Genomic DNA, 16,871 nt, shown 5'->3' on the forward strand with positions numbered 1-16,871 from the left:
GCGGTATTAGCCACCGTTTCCAGTGGTTGTCCCCCGCCTAAAGGCAAATTCCCAAGTCTTACTCACCCGTCCGCCGCTCGTCAGCAGAGAAGCAAGCTTCTCTCTGTTACCGCTCGACTTGCATGTGTTAGGCCTGCCGCCAGCGTTCAATCTGAGCCATGATCAAACTCTTCAATTAAAAGCAGTTCAATCAACTCAATAAATTACGCGTTTTGCTACTTTATGTAGCTGAACACTCATTCAAAAGTTGCAATACATATTTCTGTTTTGCGTAACTTCTGCAAGTGCCCACACAGTTTGCTTGGCTTGATATAGTTGTTAAAGAGCGTTTCTCAGCAGCCTTGGCTGCGAGAGGTGCGTATTCTACACACCGTGTGTTTTCCGTCAATACTTTTTTGAAAAAAGATGTTTTAGAAAACTTAGGTTTTCGGCGGCTTCGTTGCCTGCCTCGAACGTGGAGCGCATTTTAGAGATTTAACTCGCACCGTCAAGCGCTTTTTATGCCTTTTTAACTGTTTTTTTACTGACTGCGTAAAGTTTCAGCAACACGCTGTTTTTATGTGCAGAATAAGGCAGTACATGATCTTCACAACATCATCTGCTATAAAAGGATTAACTCTTTATTAACGTTGGAGCCCAATATGGCGGACTTACGTAGTTATCAAGAACATGAGCCTATTATTGGCGAGCGCGTCTATTTAGATCCTAGCGCGGTCATTGTAGGAAATGTCACTCTCGGAGACGACAGTAGTGTTTGGCCTATGGTCGCGGCCCGAGGCGATGTAAACTCAATCAGTATCGGCAAAAGAACCAACATTCAGGACGGAACCGTATTACATGTTACCCGAAAGTCACCATCGAACCCTGACGGGCATCCACTTATCATTGGTGACGATGTGACCGTCGGTCACCACTGTATGCTTCACGGGTGCCAGCTGGGTAACCGCATTTTGGTGGGTATGTCTGCCGTTATTATGGATGATGTTATTGTCGAGGATGATGTGATTATTGGGGCAGGGAGCTTGGTACCTCCGGGCAAACGCCTCGAAAGCGGCTACTTATATGTTGGCAGCCCTATAGAAAAGAAACGGAAACTTAACACAGGAGAGTCTGCGTTTCTCAGCCAGTCAGCACAAAACTACGTAGACTTAAAAGACGACTACCTACTGCAGGTAAGTCCCGTTTCCTGATATTAATGAAAACGACGGTTCTCGACTCTTTCAATAGCCAGTAGGGAGGTTAAGTCTTTTAACCTCCCAGCTATGACATGAACAACACCTGACTTTATTTCGACCACACCTTTCACCCAAAGTAACTTGCTGGTCAAATAAGCTTGTCGGAATTGTCTGGCCGTATGCGCCCAAACAACCACATTTATATTGCCCGTTTCATCTTCTAGAGTAAAAAATGTAACACCACTACTTGTTCCGGGTCTCTGTCTACAGGTTACTAAACCAGCTACGGATAACACCTGTCCTGAGCGACAGTCGGTTAATTCTTTTGCGACAATGCATCGACTCAGCTCTTTTGAGTGAGCTCGTAGTAAGGTAATAGGGTGACGCCTTAAACTGAGACCCTGTGTTTCATAGTCTGCTTTTATGTCTTCGACTTCCTGAGGCGCTTGTAACTGGCGAGCAGGGCGGTCTGATACCTGAGCGAACAACGGCATTTGGCTGTCTCGCTCACTGAGGCTTTCCCAATGGGCTTGGTATCGGTGTCCTAAAACGCTTCGTAACGCATCTGCTTTTGCCAACGCCTGTATGTCAAATTTATTCAGTCCTGCGTCTTCTAAATCTTTCAGCCCGTTAAAGCCTGCCTCAGATCTGTGTTTTAACGACTCTTTTATGCGTATTTCTGACAAGCCCCTAATTTGTCGTAATCCTATTCTTACAACATTGGGCTCCTGGCTTAGCCACTCATAGTCCCAGTTACTCTTATTAATATCGGCAGGTAAAAATTCGACATTGTGCCGCTGTCCGTCCTGAACCAGTTGAGAGGCAGAATAGAACCCCATCGGTAAGCTATTCAGTAAACCGACATAAAATGCGGCAGGGTAGTGCGTTTTAAACCAGGCTGACGCATAAGCAAGGTTGGCAAAACTGGCAGAATGGGACTCCGGGAAGCCGTACTGCCCGAAACCACAAATTTGCCGAAATAAGCGCTCTGAAAAGTCTCGCGTATAGCCTCGCTCCAGCATTCCTTTTATTAGTTTATGCTCGAAGTGTGTTAACTGCCCCCGCTTACCCCAGGATGCCATGGCTCTTCGTAATTGGTCGGCCTCTCCACCGGTAAACCCAGCTGCAACCATTGCCAGTTTTATAACCTGCTCCTGAAATATGGGCACACCGAGAGTACGCTTCAGTACCGATTGAACTTCTTCGCTGGGATAGTCCACATTTTCCAGGCCATCCCGGCGCCGTAAATAGGGGTGAACCATGTCGCCTTGAATAGGCCCGGGTCTGACAATAGCAATTTGAATAACCAGATCGTAAAACGTTTTTGGTTTCAGCCTTGGCAGCATGGTCATTTGCGCCCGCGACTCAATTTGGAAAATACCCATAGAGTCGGCTTGGTGAAGCTGCTTATAAACGGTTTGGTCTTCTTGAGGGATATTTGCAAGGGTTAATGACTTACCATTATTTGTGCCTTTCTCGTTCACTAAAGCAAGCATTTTACGTAGTGCTGTCAGCATTCCCAGCGCCAGCACATCGACCTTAAGCAGACCTAGTGTTTCTAAATCGGTTTTATCCCATTGAATAACGGTGCGCTCAGGCATCGATGCATTTTCCACCGGAACCAGCCGGGCAACCTCGTCGGACGCAATAACAAAGCCGCCAACATGCTGAGATAAATGTCGCGGCGCTCCTTTTAACTGCTCGACAAGCAATAGTAGCAGTTGTCCTTTTTTAGACCCAAATACGTTTGGGTGTTGCTGCATCAACTGTTGTTGCCAACTGTCTTCCTTATCTCGGGTATCTAAGTTCTGGCTATAAAACTGTAACTGTTGCTCAGAAAATCCCAGCACCTTTCCGACATCACGAAAGGCGCTTTTAAAGCGATAAGTGATCACCGTTGCTGCCAGTGCCGCTCGTTTTCGAGTGTACTTTTTATAAATGTATTGAATGATCTCTTCGCGACGTTCGTGCTCAAAGTCGACATCGATATCTGGCGGCTCATTACGCTCTTTCGAAATAAATCGCTCAAACAACACTTCTATTTGCGAAGGGTTAACCGCGGTAATACCTAAGCAAAAACACACCACCGAATTCGCCGCTGAGCCTCGCCCCTGATACAAAATGCCCTGACTGTTGGCAAATTGAACCAAGTCATAGATAGTTAGGAAAAACGCTTCATACTGCATTTCCTGTATAAGCTTCAGTTCTTTTTCATACTGAGCTTTAACACTCGCAGGAATGCCTGTTGGATAACGCCACCGCGCGCCGTCTTCGGTTAACTGCCGTAAATACGCCGTAGCGGACAAGCCTTTCGGCGTGAATTCCGCCGGGTACTCATAACGAAGCTCTGATAAGCAAAAATGACACTGATTGGCTATATTGCTTGACTCATTCAGCCATGCCTCCGGATAGCACTGCTTTAGCTCTTGCAAACTCCGTAAGTGACGCTCTGCGTTATCGCTTGCGACACCACTGTTTTCATACAAACTATGGCCTTCGTGTATCGCGCTCATGATGTCAAACAAAGGCTGTTGCTGCTTTGCTGCCATACGTACGCCACCGGCACAAACTACCCGGGTTTTTAATGCTTTGTTAAGTTCGACGATTGCATTGAATGTCTCGCTGTCATCAGCCTGGTAATGCCTTTCGTACAATAGCCAAAATCGCGAATGCCAAACATGGCAAAGCTTTTTGCCAACAGCCACGAGTTGGGGTTGCTGAAACTCCGGAAGCCACAACAAAAGACAGTCCGAAAAACCCGTGAAAAAGTCCTCAATATTCGCCTGGTAACTGCCTTTTTTCGAGCGTCCACGAAATTCAGTAATTTTCTGGCTCAATTCAGCATAGGCTTCTCGCGTTGGAGCTAGGACGACAAAAGTGCCGTAGTCCGCAATATGAAACTCACTGCCTATAATGAGCTTAATATCGCGCTGCTTAGCCTCTTCATAGGCTTTAACAACTCCTCCAACCGAGCATTCGTCGGTAATGGCTATAGCTGAGTAGCCTAGCTGTTCTGCTCTGCATACCAACTCTTCTGGCGCAGCCGCTGAGCGCAGAAAGCTGTAATGACTGAGTGCGTGTAACTCTGCAAATGCCATAATAAGACCTCAGGCTGAGTGGGTGTGAAGCCAGATCAGCTAAACCATCCCTGCAAATACCACTGCCCAGACTCATAAAAAAGCCAACCTTTGCGATGCTTACTGTCCGTTGCTATCCAGTAGTCTCGCTCTATTGGTTGGCTATCCCACCAGCCGCAACGTTTTCGCTCCGGGCCATTGCTTAAAGACCACTCATCCAAATTGACCCGTTCAGGGTGATTTAGCCATAAAGGCCGCTTAACAGGCTTGACGGAGAAACCGCCGAAACGGCAGGGCGGTTGTTTGTATTCATTAATACCGGGCCTGGGATCATCGCTCACTGCCGGGGTATAAACCGCATTTTCGCCAAGCTTCACCTGTAATTTTCCAATGAGAGGAAATAAGCCCTGGGTGTCTTTTGCATCATGAAAAAAGTGACTTGTTTTTACCGACAATGAAGAAAAGTCTGATGCCTGAAGAGACACTTCCAAAACAGGCGCGCTTAAAGGAGCTTGCTCCATTTTTAACTGCAGTAATGACCAAAAACTTTGCGCGCGCCAACTGGGGCTTGCTGTCGCAACTCTAACCTCTGAACAACTTTTATCACGCTGGTACAGCTGAAACTTGATATGCTGCACAACTTTTTGGCGTTGATATAAAAAGCTCTCTAATTCATTAAGCAGCCGCTTCATAGGAAAGCGTAAGCCCTGCCAATTAGATACCTCGGAAACTAAGTCGACGTGCTGAAAAAATCGCTCGGACGGCTGATAAAAGTCACTCGCTCGCTGCGTTTTCAACTCACCTTTTAACTCTTGTATATAAAACAGGGCTTCTTTTCCAAGTTGCCGGCCAATGTCACTAACCGGTATGTCCAGTAAATCACCAATAGAGAAAATGCCTGCAGATAGTGAGTCTCGAACGACTTTGTCCGGCAGTCCGCTACTTTTTATGGATAAACCTTTTAACTGATGACCGACTTTTTCATCCTTCATTGTCAGCGGGGCATCGGCTTCAGCCAGCACTTTCGCTGCTAACGCATTGTTAGCCACCGCCAGCTGCGATCTCACCCCCAATTGTTTTACCGCCAAATGCAACGTTTTCGCCGTATTCGACAACCCACCGTACAACTTTTCGAGGCTATCGAGCTCTACGTATATGCCCTGCGGCGGCTCTAATACCAATTTTGCCGCCCACTGGTACAAATGGTCAGCCACGCCACAAAGAAGCCTTTCTTCTTTTGCCACACTGTACTCTTTTAACTTTAAGTCTTCGCAGAGGGCTATAGCCATAACACTGGCAATGCCCTGACTAACTCCTGCCTGCTGAGCAACTTGATTACTTTGCTCAATAAGTGACTGTCCGTTTTGAACCTGATAAAGCGCGACCGCCTGTTTCTCAAACTCGGGCTGTGCTCTTAACAGGCTATCTAACAGCAACTGCGGAAAGTGACAATATAACCACATTAGCTCAGCTCTATATTCTCAACAGGCCATCCAAACTTGCGCTTTAAAATATCCAGAGCTAATCCATTTTCCGTTAAACGTATTTTTAACCGGTTACTATAGGGTCGAGCCTCCGGGTGATCACTAAAGCCGCTAATAACGATGCCCATTTGCCCGGACTCTGCCGCTTTATACCAGCGCCGGACTTTCGGAGACGTCGTTTCTTTTTGCGGAAGCCAGGCAAACGCCATGGCGTTTTTCGTCTGTAATATCTGTTCAAGAGCCCAGCAAGCATCACTTCCTTTGGCCTCAACCACAACATGCATAGCATCGGCTAAGTCATGATAATACAGACTGGCGGCAGACAACTGCGCCGGTGGGTTTACCCAAAACACAGCAAGCCCCTGTTCAATAGCTTGTTGCGCAAGCGGCAATAACAACCGCTGCTCTGAAAAAGGCGACTCTAACTGCCATTCATGCAACCCGGGAGTTTGCCAACCACCACCTAACAACTCATCAAGCTTGGAAAAGCCTGTTTTTATGTAATGGTCAGCTTGAGCCGCTTTTGTCTGCCCCTGCCAAACAACCCCTTTTTCTATCAGTCGCTGTAGATTTGGCTGCATACTGCCCTCCAATACTGTATATTTGTACAGTACCATTATTTTTTACCCTTTCGCAACAGACATAAAGCACGGCTTAAGTTATTATTTCTGTAACTATTTACTTTTAGGAAGGCACCAGGAAATATGCTGACATCGTTACTTATTCCCTTCAGAGTCATCGCTCACTTACTGTGGGGAGTTATCACAACCGCTATTATCGGCGTTTTGATTATTGGTGTCGGTGTTTTCAAAATTCTTCTGCCTTTTCCTGCAACTCAACGCTTGTGTTCAGCCGCCGCTAACGGACTATTCCGCGTCTGGGCTTATTGCATGTCAATGATGTTCCAGCTGACTCAACGCATGGAATGGCATATAAAAGGTGACTTAGATCTCCACGAAAACGGCTGGTATATGGTCATGGCGAATCATCGCAGCTGGGTGGATGTTCTTGTGTTAATGCACTTAACCCGCCGCCATATGCCGACGCCTCGCTTTTTCTTAAAATCTCAGCTTATGTGGATACCCATTGTCGGATGGGGGTGCTGGGTTTTAGATATGCCTTTTATGAAGCGTTATTCAAAAGACTTGATACAGAAAAAGCCTCACCTAAAAGGCAAGGATATCGCCACAACCACACGCTCATGCGCTAAATTCCGACATATTCCGACAACGGTCGTTAATTTTTGTGAGGGCACTCGCTTTACGCCGGAAAAGCATAAGAAAAAGAACAGCCCGTTTAAAAATTTATTGCCTCCAAAAGCAGGTGGAACAGCTTTTTCCATGCAAATAATGGGAGAACAGTTTGAGGCTATTTTGGACATCACTATTGTATATCCGGGTAACGATTCGCGCCCCGTTGTTTGGCATTTACTCAGCGGACGACTCAAAAACGTTTACGTGGATATCAAAACGCTGCCAGTTACGGCGGACTTAATTGGCGACTACGCTAATGATCCGAAGTTCAAAGAGCACTTTCAAAACTGGCTGAACTTGCGTTGGCACGAGAAAGATCAAACCATTAATGATATCCGTAAAACCATCACGGAAACCCGATAAGGAGCGTTGCCATGAACTTTAAGTTTGTAAGGCAGTGGCTGGAAAGTATGGGCATCGAGAGCAATTTGCAGGAGCTCAGCTTGGTCATCGGTGTCACCATTATATTAGTCGCAAGCTATATCACTTACGTCATTGCCCGTTGGGTATTCGACCATGCGATTGAACGTGCACTGCGCCGCGCCCCAGAGCGTTGGTATCGGGCATTAGTAGACAGTGGTTTTTTCAAACGCTGCGCCAACTTAGCACCGGTTGTTATTATTAATAGCTTTATTCCGGTGTTGTTCACCGGCGACTTCGAAAGCTGGCAGTCACCCCTGCGAACGGCTGTCGGCATTTATCTTACCTGGGTTATCACCAGTATTCTGACGTCTATTGCTAACTTTGTATCCATCGCCTACGACTACACACCAAAAGCGCGAGATGTGCCTATAACCGGCGTTATTCAGGTTGTGAAATTGGTCTTGGTATTAATGGCCATCATTATCACTGTGGCTATTATCATGAATAAGTCGCCCATGTACTTGCTCAGCGGCTTTGGTGCCATGACCGCCATACTCATGGTGGTGTTCAAAGACACACTGATGGGCTTTGTCGCTGGTGTTCAGCTTGCCACTAACCGCATGGTTGCAATAGGCGACTGGATAGAGCTGCCTGATCACAATGTTGATGGCACCATACAAGAAGTCGGGCTTATTACGCTTAAAGTCGAAAACTGGGATAAAACCATTGTGTACCTGCCAACCTATGTGCTGATTAATCAGTCCTTCAAGAACTGGCAAGGCATGATAGAAACAGGCGGGCGCCGCATGAAACGTTCCCTGATGATTGATCTGGATAGCTCAAAACTACTGTCTGACGATGAGCTGGAGAAGATAGTTGATACGTATTTTGGGAAGTCGGTGGATGAATGGCTTAAAGAAAACGATTTAGAAAAGCCGGTCAGTAACCTAACGGCATTTCGAATTTTTGCTGATCAGTATTTGAAGAATCATCCGAAAGTACGTCAGGATTTAACTTGCATGACCCGACTAATGCAACCTACTGCAGCAGGCATACCTTTAGAGATTTATGCCTTCTCGAGCGACACAGAATGGACCAAATACGAAGCGATTCAAAGCTCTATTATTGAGCACTTGTACAGCGTATTACCGGAGTTTGGCTTACGGAATTATCAGTACCTTAATAATCAAAACGCCTTCTCCAAAAATGAATAAGGCGCTTATTGTAAGTACAACCCTTAAAGCTTCTTACTGTCCAGGCAGGTTACTTCTCTAATAAGTAGCCTGCCAGATCCGTAAAGTCACCGGCAAAGTCATCACTGTCACGGAAGCCCTGTGGCAGCATTTTATACTTACCATTAACGATAAAAGTTGGAGTTGCATTAACACCTAAATTAGTCGCTCGGCGATCCATTCTCGCGGCAGCCGTTCTTACCGTGAAGCTTTTCATTGCCTTATCAAACTCTTCGCCAGAAACACCGTTCACAATAAATACGTTACGAATGTCTTCTTTGCTGGTCAGCATATTATTCTTGTTGAAGTTGTAATCAAAAATAGCGACTGACAATTCGTCGCTTTTACCCAGCTTTTCCGCTACCACAAACGCCTGAGTCATTTCCTCGCCGACATTACCGCGCGGGCTGATAAAAGACACGTGGGCTTTTTGAAACGCATTTGGATATTCTGACTTCATCTCTTTAGCGATAGGTTCAAAGCGGTAGCAATGCACACAGTAAAACGAGAAGAATTCTGTAATTTCAGGCTTGCTGGTCGCTTCGTCTGCAATCACTTCGTAGTGCACGCCTTCCTCAAAGTCCTGAGCCTGAGCGACACCAACCACTAACAATAAAGAACCAATAATACTGACTAACCAATTTTTCATTACGTCTTCCTGTTATCTATTAAAACTATCCGTTAAAATTATCCGTTAAAACCAAGGTTAAGCGGCGCATCGTCAAGCCCCGCCAGTTGTTCTTTGAGCGCAAGAATTTGCTGCTCCCAATAACGACTCTCCGCAAACCACGGAAATGCCCGCTGAAATGCACTGTCTTGCCAACGTCGCGACAACCATGCCATATATTGAATGATTCTGAAACTGCGCAAAGGTTCAATTAAAACCACTTGTTCGGTGTCAAAATCGCAAAAATCTTCATAGCCACAGACTAACGCATCGAGTTGCAGCGTCTGCTCTTCCTTAGGTCCGCTCAGCATCATCCAGAGATCCTGCACCGCTGGGCCAGAGCGACAATCATCAAAGTCGACAAAAGTCAGTTTGTCATCGTACTGAAGAATATTGCCGATATGACAGTCACCATGCAAGCGCTGAAACTCAAATTGATTCAGTGGCGTACTTTTTAGGCGCTCTGCTAACGGGTCCAAAATGGCGAAAAAAGCGTTTTTTAACTCTGCGGGCAGCAACTCAGACTGTTTCAACTCAACCACTGACTGCGCAACGAAGCCGTCATAAGTTATTGTTTCACGGCTTTCGAAACGTCCGGCTTTTGCAACTGCATGCATTCGGCCAATTTGACGACCCAGCCGCTCTAACTCATCTAAGTCATTAGGCTCAAAAGCGCGTCCACCAACACTTGGGTAGACGCAAAAGCGATAGCCGTCGAATTCATGCAGGCGCTGGCCTTGTAGCTCCAAAGCTGACACGGCAGGCACTTCCGCTTGCGCCAGCTCTTCAACAAAACTTAACTCTTCTTGTATTTGTTCTGTGGTCCAGCGGCTGGGACGGTAGAATTTCGCGACGTAGCGTTTGCGATCATCGTCGGTGAATTGATACACGCGATTTTCATAGCTGTTAAGCGCCAGCAATCCCGAAGCAGGATACAGTCCGACAGATTCCAGCGCATTAACAACAATATCTGGCGTCAGCCCCTGAAATGCAAAGTCTGACGAATGATCCAGTAAATTACTCATATAAGAAACGGCTTTGGTGCTCAGTTGTGATGTCCGCATTATCAACGGCTGTCACCACAAAGTAAAACTCTGTCACCTGGCCATCTAATAAAGTCGGAGGTACCGCTAAGGTCACCGGCATTGTGCCCACTTCACCGGCAGAAACATCTTTCGTCGTTTCTCCAATAAGTTCGAACTGTTCAAAACCTTTGACTTCTATTCGGTATGTCTGGTCTTGCTGCGATTTATTCACTAACTTAAGGGTGAAGACGTTTTCAATTTGACCTTCAATGTTCTCACGATACAACTGATTACGGTCACGAAGCACGTCGACTTCCAATGGAATACGCGTCGCTACATCCCATATCAATACAGCGCTTACCGCCAGCAACATAATAAAGTAACCAATACTTTTCATGCGCCACGGGTTGGTCTTCTGTTTTTTCTCTTTTGCCGCCAGGTTACGCTCTGTGGTGAAACGGATAAGGCCGCGTGGGTAATTCATTTTGTCCATAACTTCATTACAGGCATCGATACAAGCCCCGCAGTCTATACATTCATACTGAAGCCCGTTACGGATATCGATACCTGTGGGGCAAACCTGCACACACATATAACAGTCGATACAATGGCCCAAACCTTTTTCGGCAGGGTCCGCTTTTCGCGAGCGAGGACCGCGTGGTTCACCGCGTTCGGCATCGTAAGAGACTGTGTAAGTGTCTTTATCGAACATAGCGGACTGAAAGCGCGCGTAAGGGCACATGTGCGTACACATAATTTCGCGCATATAACCGGCGTTTCCGTAGGTACAGAAGGTAAAGAAGAGCACGCTGAACGTAGCCCAAAAGCCGGCGTCTAATGTGAAGAAATTAATAAAGAGTTCACGAATATCGGTAAAATAGCCAACAAAGGTCATAGAAGTCAGCAAAGCGACCAGGACCCAACTCACCTGCTTAGCGGTTTTGCGCCACAGCTTGTCGAAATCCATTTTGCGTTCATCAAGCTTAATACGCTTATTTCGCGGCCCTTCAAACTTCTTTTCAAACCACATGAAAATAAAGGTCCAGGTGGTTTGCGGGCACATAAAGCCACACCAGACTCGGCCAAATATCGTCGTTACAAAAAACAGAGCAACCGCCGCGACAATGGCAAACCAGGCGACAACTGTGAAGTCCTGAGGCCACAGGGTCAGTCCATAAATTCGGAAGCGTTGCTCCATAATATCAAGCAAAATAGCCTGCTCACCCTGATAAGTGAGCCAGGGCAACAAAGCAAATACGCCCAGGAGAATAAAACCAAAGCTGCGCCTGAAGTACTCTAGAGCACCTTTTACGCTACGCACATAAATGCGGCTGCGGGGAGAGTAATTGTTGTTGTGCTTTTGTCCGTCGGGGCGCTGGATTTTAACTTTGTCCGCAGACTGAACCGTTATCTTTTGCTTGTGTTCCATGAACAATACCACTTAATGTCACGGCGAGGTGCGCCTAGTATAACGGATCATACGGCCCGGCGCAGCTCACTGAGCTGAATCAATTATACAATCAAAAAGTATGTTACAACCTGCTTCCACATCATGCCAATGCGACCACTCGTCGGGCGCATGACTGACACCATTAACAGACGGAATAAAAATAAGCCCGGCATCGGTTAATTCCGCCAAAAACTGTGTGTCATGACCGGCACCACTGGGCATTTTCAAACACGAATACTTACGTGCTTTGGCCTTATCTAAAATTTTCTGAGTCAGTGCCGTTGAACAGTCTTTTGGGTTAAGCCAGCTGACTTGCTCATACTCAAACTTCAGCCGATGTTTACGCGCAATGGCCGACAAAGCTTTGTTGCATGAGTCTGCCAGCTCTTTCATCACATCGTTACTCATATCGCGACCGACAATGGTGAATATAGCTTCACCCGGCACCGTATGCGGACTACCCGGCTTTAAGTCGACTTTACCGACGGTGATACGGGTTTTGTCCGTGCCATCTTCAGCAATAATTCGGTCAATTTCATGGGCAAAGTCGGCCAATCCCATAAACGCATCGCTACGCATATTCATCGGTGCTGTACCAGCATGGTCGGCCTTACCTTTTAAGTGCACTATCCATTTGAAAACACCAGAAATACCTTCCACAGCACCAATGGTTATTTCCTTTTGGAACAACACCGGCCCTTGCTCAATATGCAGCTCATAAAACGCTTTAAGTCGCTCCGGTGGCCAGGCTGCATCAAGCACATCCATCACATTCATACCGTGTGCAGCCATAGCATCTTTCAAGTACACATTGTCGGCATCGTGCGCTGACATTAACCAGTCCGGGTTTATAACGCCCGCTATTGCCTGCGAGCCCATCATACCACCAAATCGACCTTCTTCTTCGGCTGTACCGACTACCCAGACAGGATGCTTCAATTTAATATCGTTTTCTTTGATCGAGCGCAAAACTTCGAATCCGGCAAGCACGCCCAAGGCACCATCAAAAATACCACCAGCGGGAACAGTATCGAGATGAGACCCGGTTAGTACAGCCGGCTTTTGGGTAAAGTCGCCGATGCCGAAAAAAACATTGCCGGCACCGTCCATAAAAGTTTCAAAACCCTCGGCTTTTGCCTGTTCCATCATCCACTTTCGGGCTTCCATATCGGCGTCAGTAAAGCCCCACCGATACACGCCGTGATCCTTGTCGTTATAGCCAATATTGGATAATTCCAGGACAGATTTTTTTAAGCGATCAGCATTAATGCCTTGCATAGTTCCTCCTTCGCATTTGTTTTAAGCTTAGGACAAAACCTGCATAGCAACCAAACGAACATAAAAAAGCCCGCACCATAGCAGTGCGGGCAAGCGTTGCATGGGGCAAAGGGGAGCCCCTAGAGGGTTTACGACAGTTTGCGTGCAGTTAAAGCTGCATTAAGTACCGCCGCCAACTTAATGGATGATTGAATCGCTTGTGCTGTTACGTCGTGTTTCAGTAACGTTTGCACGTGCGAGTCAATGCACATTCCACATCCGTTCAGTGCTGACACTGCCAGTGAGAAAAGCTCAAAATCGGCTTTATCAACACCTGGGTTAGCCATTGCGTTCATGCGCAAACCGGCTGGCATTTTGCCAAACTGCTTATCGCTCGATAAGTGCAGGAACCGGTAGTACACGTTGTTCATGGCCATTAAAGACGCTGCGGTTTTTGCCGCTGTCTTCACATTGTCTTCGATTTTACCTTCGGCTTCTTCTTCCACAGCTTCGATAAGTTCGTTATCCGCCAAGCTGTACACCAAAGAAAGCGCTGTTCCGTAGAACTGGTCAGCCGTTAAGCCTGACGCTTCCACATTCGAGAACAAACTCGACAGGTTCAGCTTGGTATCCTTGCTGTGGTCACCGAGTAATTGCTTGTAATCGGCAATTGCCATGGGTTAACTCCTATTAAAGCGTGTCGCCACCAACTGCGCGGTTACATGGGCACAGTTCGTCAGTTTGTAAACCGTCTAAAATACGCAGAATTTCTGCCGGGTTACGGCCCACGTTCAGGTTGTTTACCGATACGTGTTGAATCACGTTGTGGGGGTCAACAACGAAAGTTGCACGCAAAGCGACGTTTTCTTCTTTGTCACGTACGCCTAAGCCGTCTACTAAAGAGCCGTTGTCCGCGAAAGAATACTGGTTCAGACGGTCAAGGTCTGGGTGCTCACGACGCCATGCTAATTTCACAAATTCGTTGTCGGTGCTACCGCCCATAACAACCGCGTCACGGTCTGCGAAGTCTTCGTTCAGTTTTGCGAACTCAACAATTTCGGTTGGGCAAACAAAAGTGAAGTCTTTTGGGTAGAAGAAAATAATTTTCCATTTACCGGCAAAGCTGCTGTTGTCGATGGTTTCGAACGCGCTTTCGCCGTTTTCTTCAGGCATGTTGAACTTAGGTTTTGCTGCAACAACGCTGAATTCTGGTAATTTATCGCCTACTGTTAACATAAAGTGTCTCCTTGATTGGGATTTAAATCTATTCGTTCCTTAACGAGTCGAGAGCTAGTGTACGGATGGAGACAGATTGGATAAAACGAATAAAACGGATTATGATAATCGGAAATACCAATTAAGTTCGTTGCAAAAGGAAAACCATGAGCAAATTACCCAGTTTAAAAAACCTCAGTTATTTGCTGGCGTTGCATCAAGAGCAAAACTTCAATCGTGCGGCGGCTGAATGTAATGTCAGCCAGTCGACGTTAAGTAGCGGCATTCAAAACTTAGAAGAGCAATTGGGCTGCCAGCTTATTGAACGTGACCATAAGTCATTTTTGTTTACGGCATTAGGCGAAGAAATTGTCGAGCGCGCACGGCAAATTTTAAGTGCCGCCGAAGAGCTCAGCCACTATGCCCAGGGGCAGGGCAATGTTATGGAAGGCCCGTTGCGTTTAGGCGTTATACCCACCATAGCCCCTTTTGTTATTGGTCAGTTAAGCAAGCGATTGCAGGATGCCTATCCGAAATTGCTACTGCAAATTTCCGAGGACACCACGCAAAACCTACTACTTCGCCTTAAAAACGGCGAGCTCGATATTTTACTGCTGGCGTTGCCAATGGACATTCAGGGCAATCAGAAATGGGTATTGGGTCGCGACCCATTTAAGCTGGTTGTGCATAAAGAGCTAGCGGATAACATTGGTGAGCCGGTTGACTACGACAAGCTTCCGGACAGAAGCATCTTTTTACTGGAAAAAGAGCATTGCATGACCGGTCACGCAGTAGCTGCATGCCAGTTAACCGATTCCATAAAAATGAATCCGTTTACCGCTACCAGCTTACACAGCTTAGTGCAAATGGCGGACGCTCGGTTAGGCGCGACCTTTATTCCGCAAATGGCAATAGATCAGGGTATTCTCAGTAACACTGACTTAGTGCCGTTAAAGCCAACCGGACAAGAAGCGTCTCGTGATATTGGCTTGGTATATCGCCCTACGACCAGTCGTCGTCAGACATTCCGCAAAGTTGCGGAGGAAATAGCCCAACTACTGCCAATTAATACCTTACGCTAACAGCGCCTGTTAGCGTCTTCTTGCCGGCGGCAATGGGTATCGCTCTGCCAGACTGATGCTCTCGCCGTCCGGCTTTATAACACGGGCATGGCGGCGGTTAAGCTGGCGCGGGTCGGTGACACCACAAGAGTGCGCAATAATATTCACCCCGTATTCCATGTACTTATGATAGTTCGCCACGCGCTCGCACTTATCAGTCGGATCGAGCCCCTTCATCAGTTTAGGATCGTCCGTCGTAACCCCGGTCGGGCAAGTGTTTTTGTTACACTGCATGGCTTGTATACAGCCCAGGGAAAACATAAAGCCCCGTGCCGATGTGACAAAGTCAGCTCCCATTGCAATAGCCCAGGCGACATCAGCCGGGGTTATCATTTTACCTGAGACAATAACTCGCACGCGCCCATGCAACCCCGCTTCTGTGAGCTTATCTATTAACACCGGCAGGCTTTCTGATACTTTTAAACCGACGTAGTCCATCAATGGTTGTGGTGCAGCACCAGTGCCACCGTCAGCACTATCGAGCGTAATGAAGTCCGGCGCTGACTCAACGCCGCGTGTTAAAATTGAATCTATGAGCTCATCTATCCAGCTCGGATCGCCCATAACGAACTTAAACCCCGTGGGTTTGCCGGTAATACGCCGAACCTTATCGATAAAGTCGAGCAGCTCTTCGTTATTACTGATTTCCGGGTGACGGTTGGGGCTAATAGCGTCTTTACCGACTTCGATGCCACGAATTTGCGCAATTTCCTCGTTAACTTTTATACCCGGTAAAATGCCGCCTTTACCCGGTTTAGCGCCCTGGCTCAATTTTATTTCAAACATTTTCACGTTGTCGTGACGGCCAAGTTCCGCTAAACGGTTTTCATCCAAGCGACCTTCTTTATCTCTCACCCCAAACTTCGCGGTTCCCATTTGGAATACTATGTCGCAATGGCCCATAAGGTGATAAGGCGACAAACCGCCTTCGCCAGTATTCATCCAGCAACCCGCCTTCGCAGCCCCTTGCGACAATGACTTAACCGCCACCGGCGACAAGGCACCGTAACTCATACCTGAAATATGAAAATAAGAAATGGGGGAATAAGGCGTCTCACAATAGGGGCCAATAAGCACAGGCTCAGGAGCGGCCGCTTGCTCTGCAAGAGGCGGATAGGGCGCGTTACTGAATATAATGGTGCCGGTACGGGTTAAATCTCGGGTAGACCCGAAAGCAACGTTTCTGTCTGAGTTTTTTGCCGCGCGGTAGACCCAGCTCCGCTGCGCTCGGTTAAACGGCATTTCCTCACGATCCATGGCGAAGAAATACTGGCGCATAAATTCGCCCATGCGCTCAAAAATATAACGAAAACGGCCGACAACAGGATAATTACGTCGAATCGTGTGCTTATTCTGAGTTTTATCCACCACATACATCACACCAACGGATACAATCAGCGTGATAATAAGAAGAACAAAAATGGCCGCTAACCATTGCGCTAACACCAGAAGAGAGTCCGTACCAAAAAGCTTCTCGCTCATTCCATTCGCACTTATTTTGAAAGTTAATACGTCTATTAACGACTAAAGCCATAAACAGATCAAGCCAAGA

The 16,871-nt window shown here is 47.0% G+C and carries 14 protein-coding genes and 1 rRNA gene; 4 read left to right on the forward strand and 11 right to left on the reverse strand.

Going from position 1 to position 16,871, the window contains the following annotated elements:
- Positions 1-178: ribosomal RNA gene (locus BLT32_RS12315) — 16S ribosomal RNA — on the reverse strand; the annotation flags it as partial.
- A gap of 463 nt (positions 179-641) precedes the next feature.
- On the opposite strand from BLT32_RS12315, the gene BLT32_RS12320 reads away from it, so the two are divergent.
- Positions 642-1,190: a gamma carbonic anhydrase family protein gene (locus BLT32_RS12320; RefSeq protein ID WP_053954542.1), complete on the forward strand. Its 549-nt coding sequence runs from the start codon at positions 642-644 to the stop codon at positions 1,188-1,190.
- A gap of 2 nt (positions 1,191-1,192) precedes the next feature.
- Here BLT32_RS12320 and BLT32_RS12325 read toward each other — a convergent pair whose 3' ends face one another.
- Genes BLT32_RS12325 through BLT32_RS12335 form a run of 3 tightly spaced genes read right to left on the reverse strand, consistent with a single transcriptional unit; the run spans position 1,193 to position 6,317 of the window.
- Positions 1,193-4,273 (reverse strand): error-prone DNA polymerase, encoded by a 3,081-nt coding sequence (locus tag BLT32_RS12325; RefSeq protein WP_053954543.1) that lies wholly within the window; start codon positions 4,271-4,273, stop codon positions 1,193-1,195.
- A gap of 35 nt (positions 4,274-4,308) precedes the next feature.
- A complete protein-coding gene (locus BLT32_RS12330; protein WP_053954544.1) occupies positions 4,309-5,715 on the reverse strand; it encodes a Y-family DNA polymerase in 1,407 nt (468 codons plus the stop codon).
- Positions 5,715-6,317, reverse strand: a complete 603-nt coding sequence (locus BLT32_RS12335; RefSeq protein WP_053954545.1) for an ImuA family protein — start codon at positions 6,315-6,317, stop codon at positions 5,715-5,717. Before BLT32_RS12335 ends, BLT32_RS12330 begins: the two co-directional genes overlap by 1 nt.
- A gap of 123 nt (positions 6,318-6,440) precedes the next feature.
- Here BLT32_RS12335 and BLT32_RS12340 point away from each other — a divergent pair, with 123 nt between their 5' ends.
- Both BLT32_RS12340 and BLT32_RS12345 read left to right on the forward strand, forming a co-directional pair.
- Positions 6,441-7,352, forward strand: a complete 912-nt coding sequence (locus tag BLT32_RS12340; protein ID WP_053954546.1) for a 1-acylglycerol-3-phosphate O-acyltransferase, YihG family — start codon at positions 6,441-6,443, stop codon at positions 7,350-7,352.
- A gap of 11 nt (positions 7,353-7,363) precedes the next feature.
- The gene (locus BLT32_RS12345; RefSeq protein WP_053954547.1) at positions 7,364-8,566 is read left to right on the forward strand and encodes a mechanosensitive ion channel family protein; all 1,203 of its coding nucleotides are present in this window, start codon (positions 7,364-7,366) and stop codon (positions 8,564-8,566) included.
- Positions 8,567-8,615: 49 nt separating this feature from the next.
- Here BLT32_RS12345 and BLT32_RS12350 read toward each other — a convergent pair whose 3' ends face one another.
- The 6 genes from BLT32_RS12350 to BLT32_RS12375 all read right to left on the reverse strand — a co-directional run bounded on the left by BLT32_RS12350 (position 8,616) and on the right by BLT32_RS12375 (position 14,219).
- A complete protein-coding gene (locus BLT32_RS12350) occupies positions 8,616-9,233 on the reverse strand; it encodes a thiol:disulfide interchange protein DsbA/DsbL (RefSeq protein WP_053954548.1) in 618 nt (205 codons plus the stop codon).
- 38 nt (positions 9,234-9,271) lie between these two features.
- On the reverse strand, positions 9,272-10,276 hold the full coding sequence (locus tag BLT32_RS12355; RefSeq protein WP_053954549.1) for a serine/threonine protein kinase: 1,005 nt from the start codon (positions 10,274-10,276) through the stop codon (positions 9,272-9,274).
- The gene (ccoG, locus tag BLT32_RS12360) at positions 10,269-11,705 is read right to left on the reverse strand and encodes a cytochrome c oxidase accessory protein CcoG (protein WP_053954550.1); all 1,437 of its coding nucleotides are present in this window, start codon (positions 11,703-11,705) and stop codon (positions 10,269-10,271) included. The genes BLT32_RS12355 and ccoG overlap by 8 nt, the downstream gene beginning before the upstream one ends.
- A 66-nt stretch (positions 11,706-11,771) precedes the next feature.
- The gene (locus tag BLT32_RS12365) at positions 11,772-13,004 is read right to left on the reverse strand and encodes a Zn-dependent hydrolase (RefSeq protein ID WP_053954551.1); all 1,233 of its coding nucleotides are present in this window, start codon (positions 13,002-13,004) and stop codon (positions 11,772-11,774) included.
- A gap of 128 nt (positions 13,005-13,132) precedes the next feature.
- Positions 13,133-13,660: a carboxymuconolactone decarboxylase family protein gene (locus BLT32_RS12370; RefSeq protein ID WP_053954552.1), complete on the reverse strand. Its 528-nt coding sequence runs from the start codon at positions 13,658-13,660 to the stop codon at positions 13,133-13,135.
- 13 nt (positions 13,661-13,673) lie between these two features.
- The gene (locus BLT32_RS12375) at positions 13,674-14,219 is read right to left on the reverse strand and encodes a peroxiredoxin (protein WP_053954553.1); all 546 of its coding nucleotides are present in this window, start codon (positions 14,217-14,219) and stop codon (positions 13,674-13,676) included.
- 146 nt (positions 14,220-14,365) lie between these two features.
- On the opposite strand from BLT32_RS12375, the gene BLT32_RS12380 reads away from it, so the two are divergent.
- Positions 14,366-15,280 (forward strand): hydrogen peroxide-inducible genes activator, encoded by a 915-nt coding sequence (locus tag BLT32_RS12380; RefSeq protein ID WP_053954554.1) that lies wholly within the window; start codon positions 14,366-14,368, stop codon positions 15,278-15,280.
- A 9-nt stretch (positions 15,281-15,289) separates the two neighbouring features.
- Here BLT32_RS12380 and BLT32_RS12385 read toward each other — a convergent pair whose 3' ends face one another.
- Positions 15,290-16,801 (reverse strand): FMN-binding glutamate synthase family protein, encoded by a 1,512-nt coding sequence (locus BLT32_RS12385; RefSeq protein WP_053954555.1) that lies wholly within the window; start codon positions 16,799-16,801, stop codon positions 15,290-15,292.
- Positions 16,802-16,871: the final 70 nt, after the last annotated feature.

The sequence above is a fragment of the Idiomarina zobellii genome (assembly GCF_900100855.1).
GTDB lineage: Bacteria > Pseudomonadota > Gammaproteobacteria > Enterobacterales > Alteromonadaceae > Idiomarina > Idiomarina zobellii.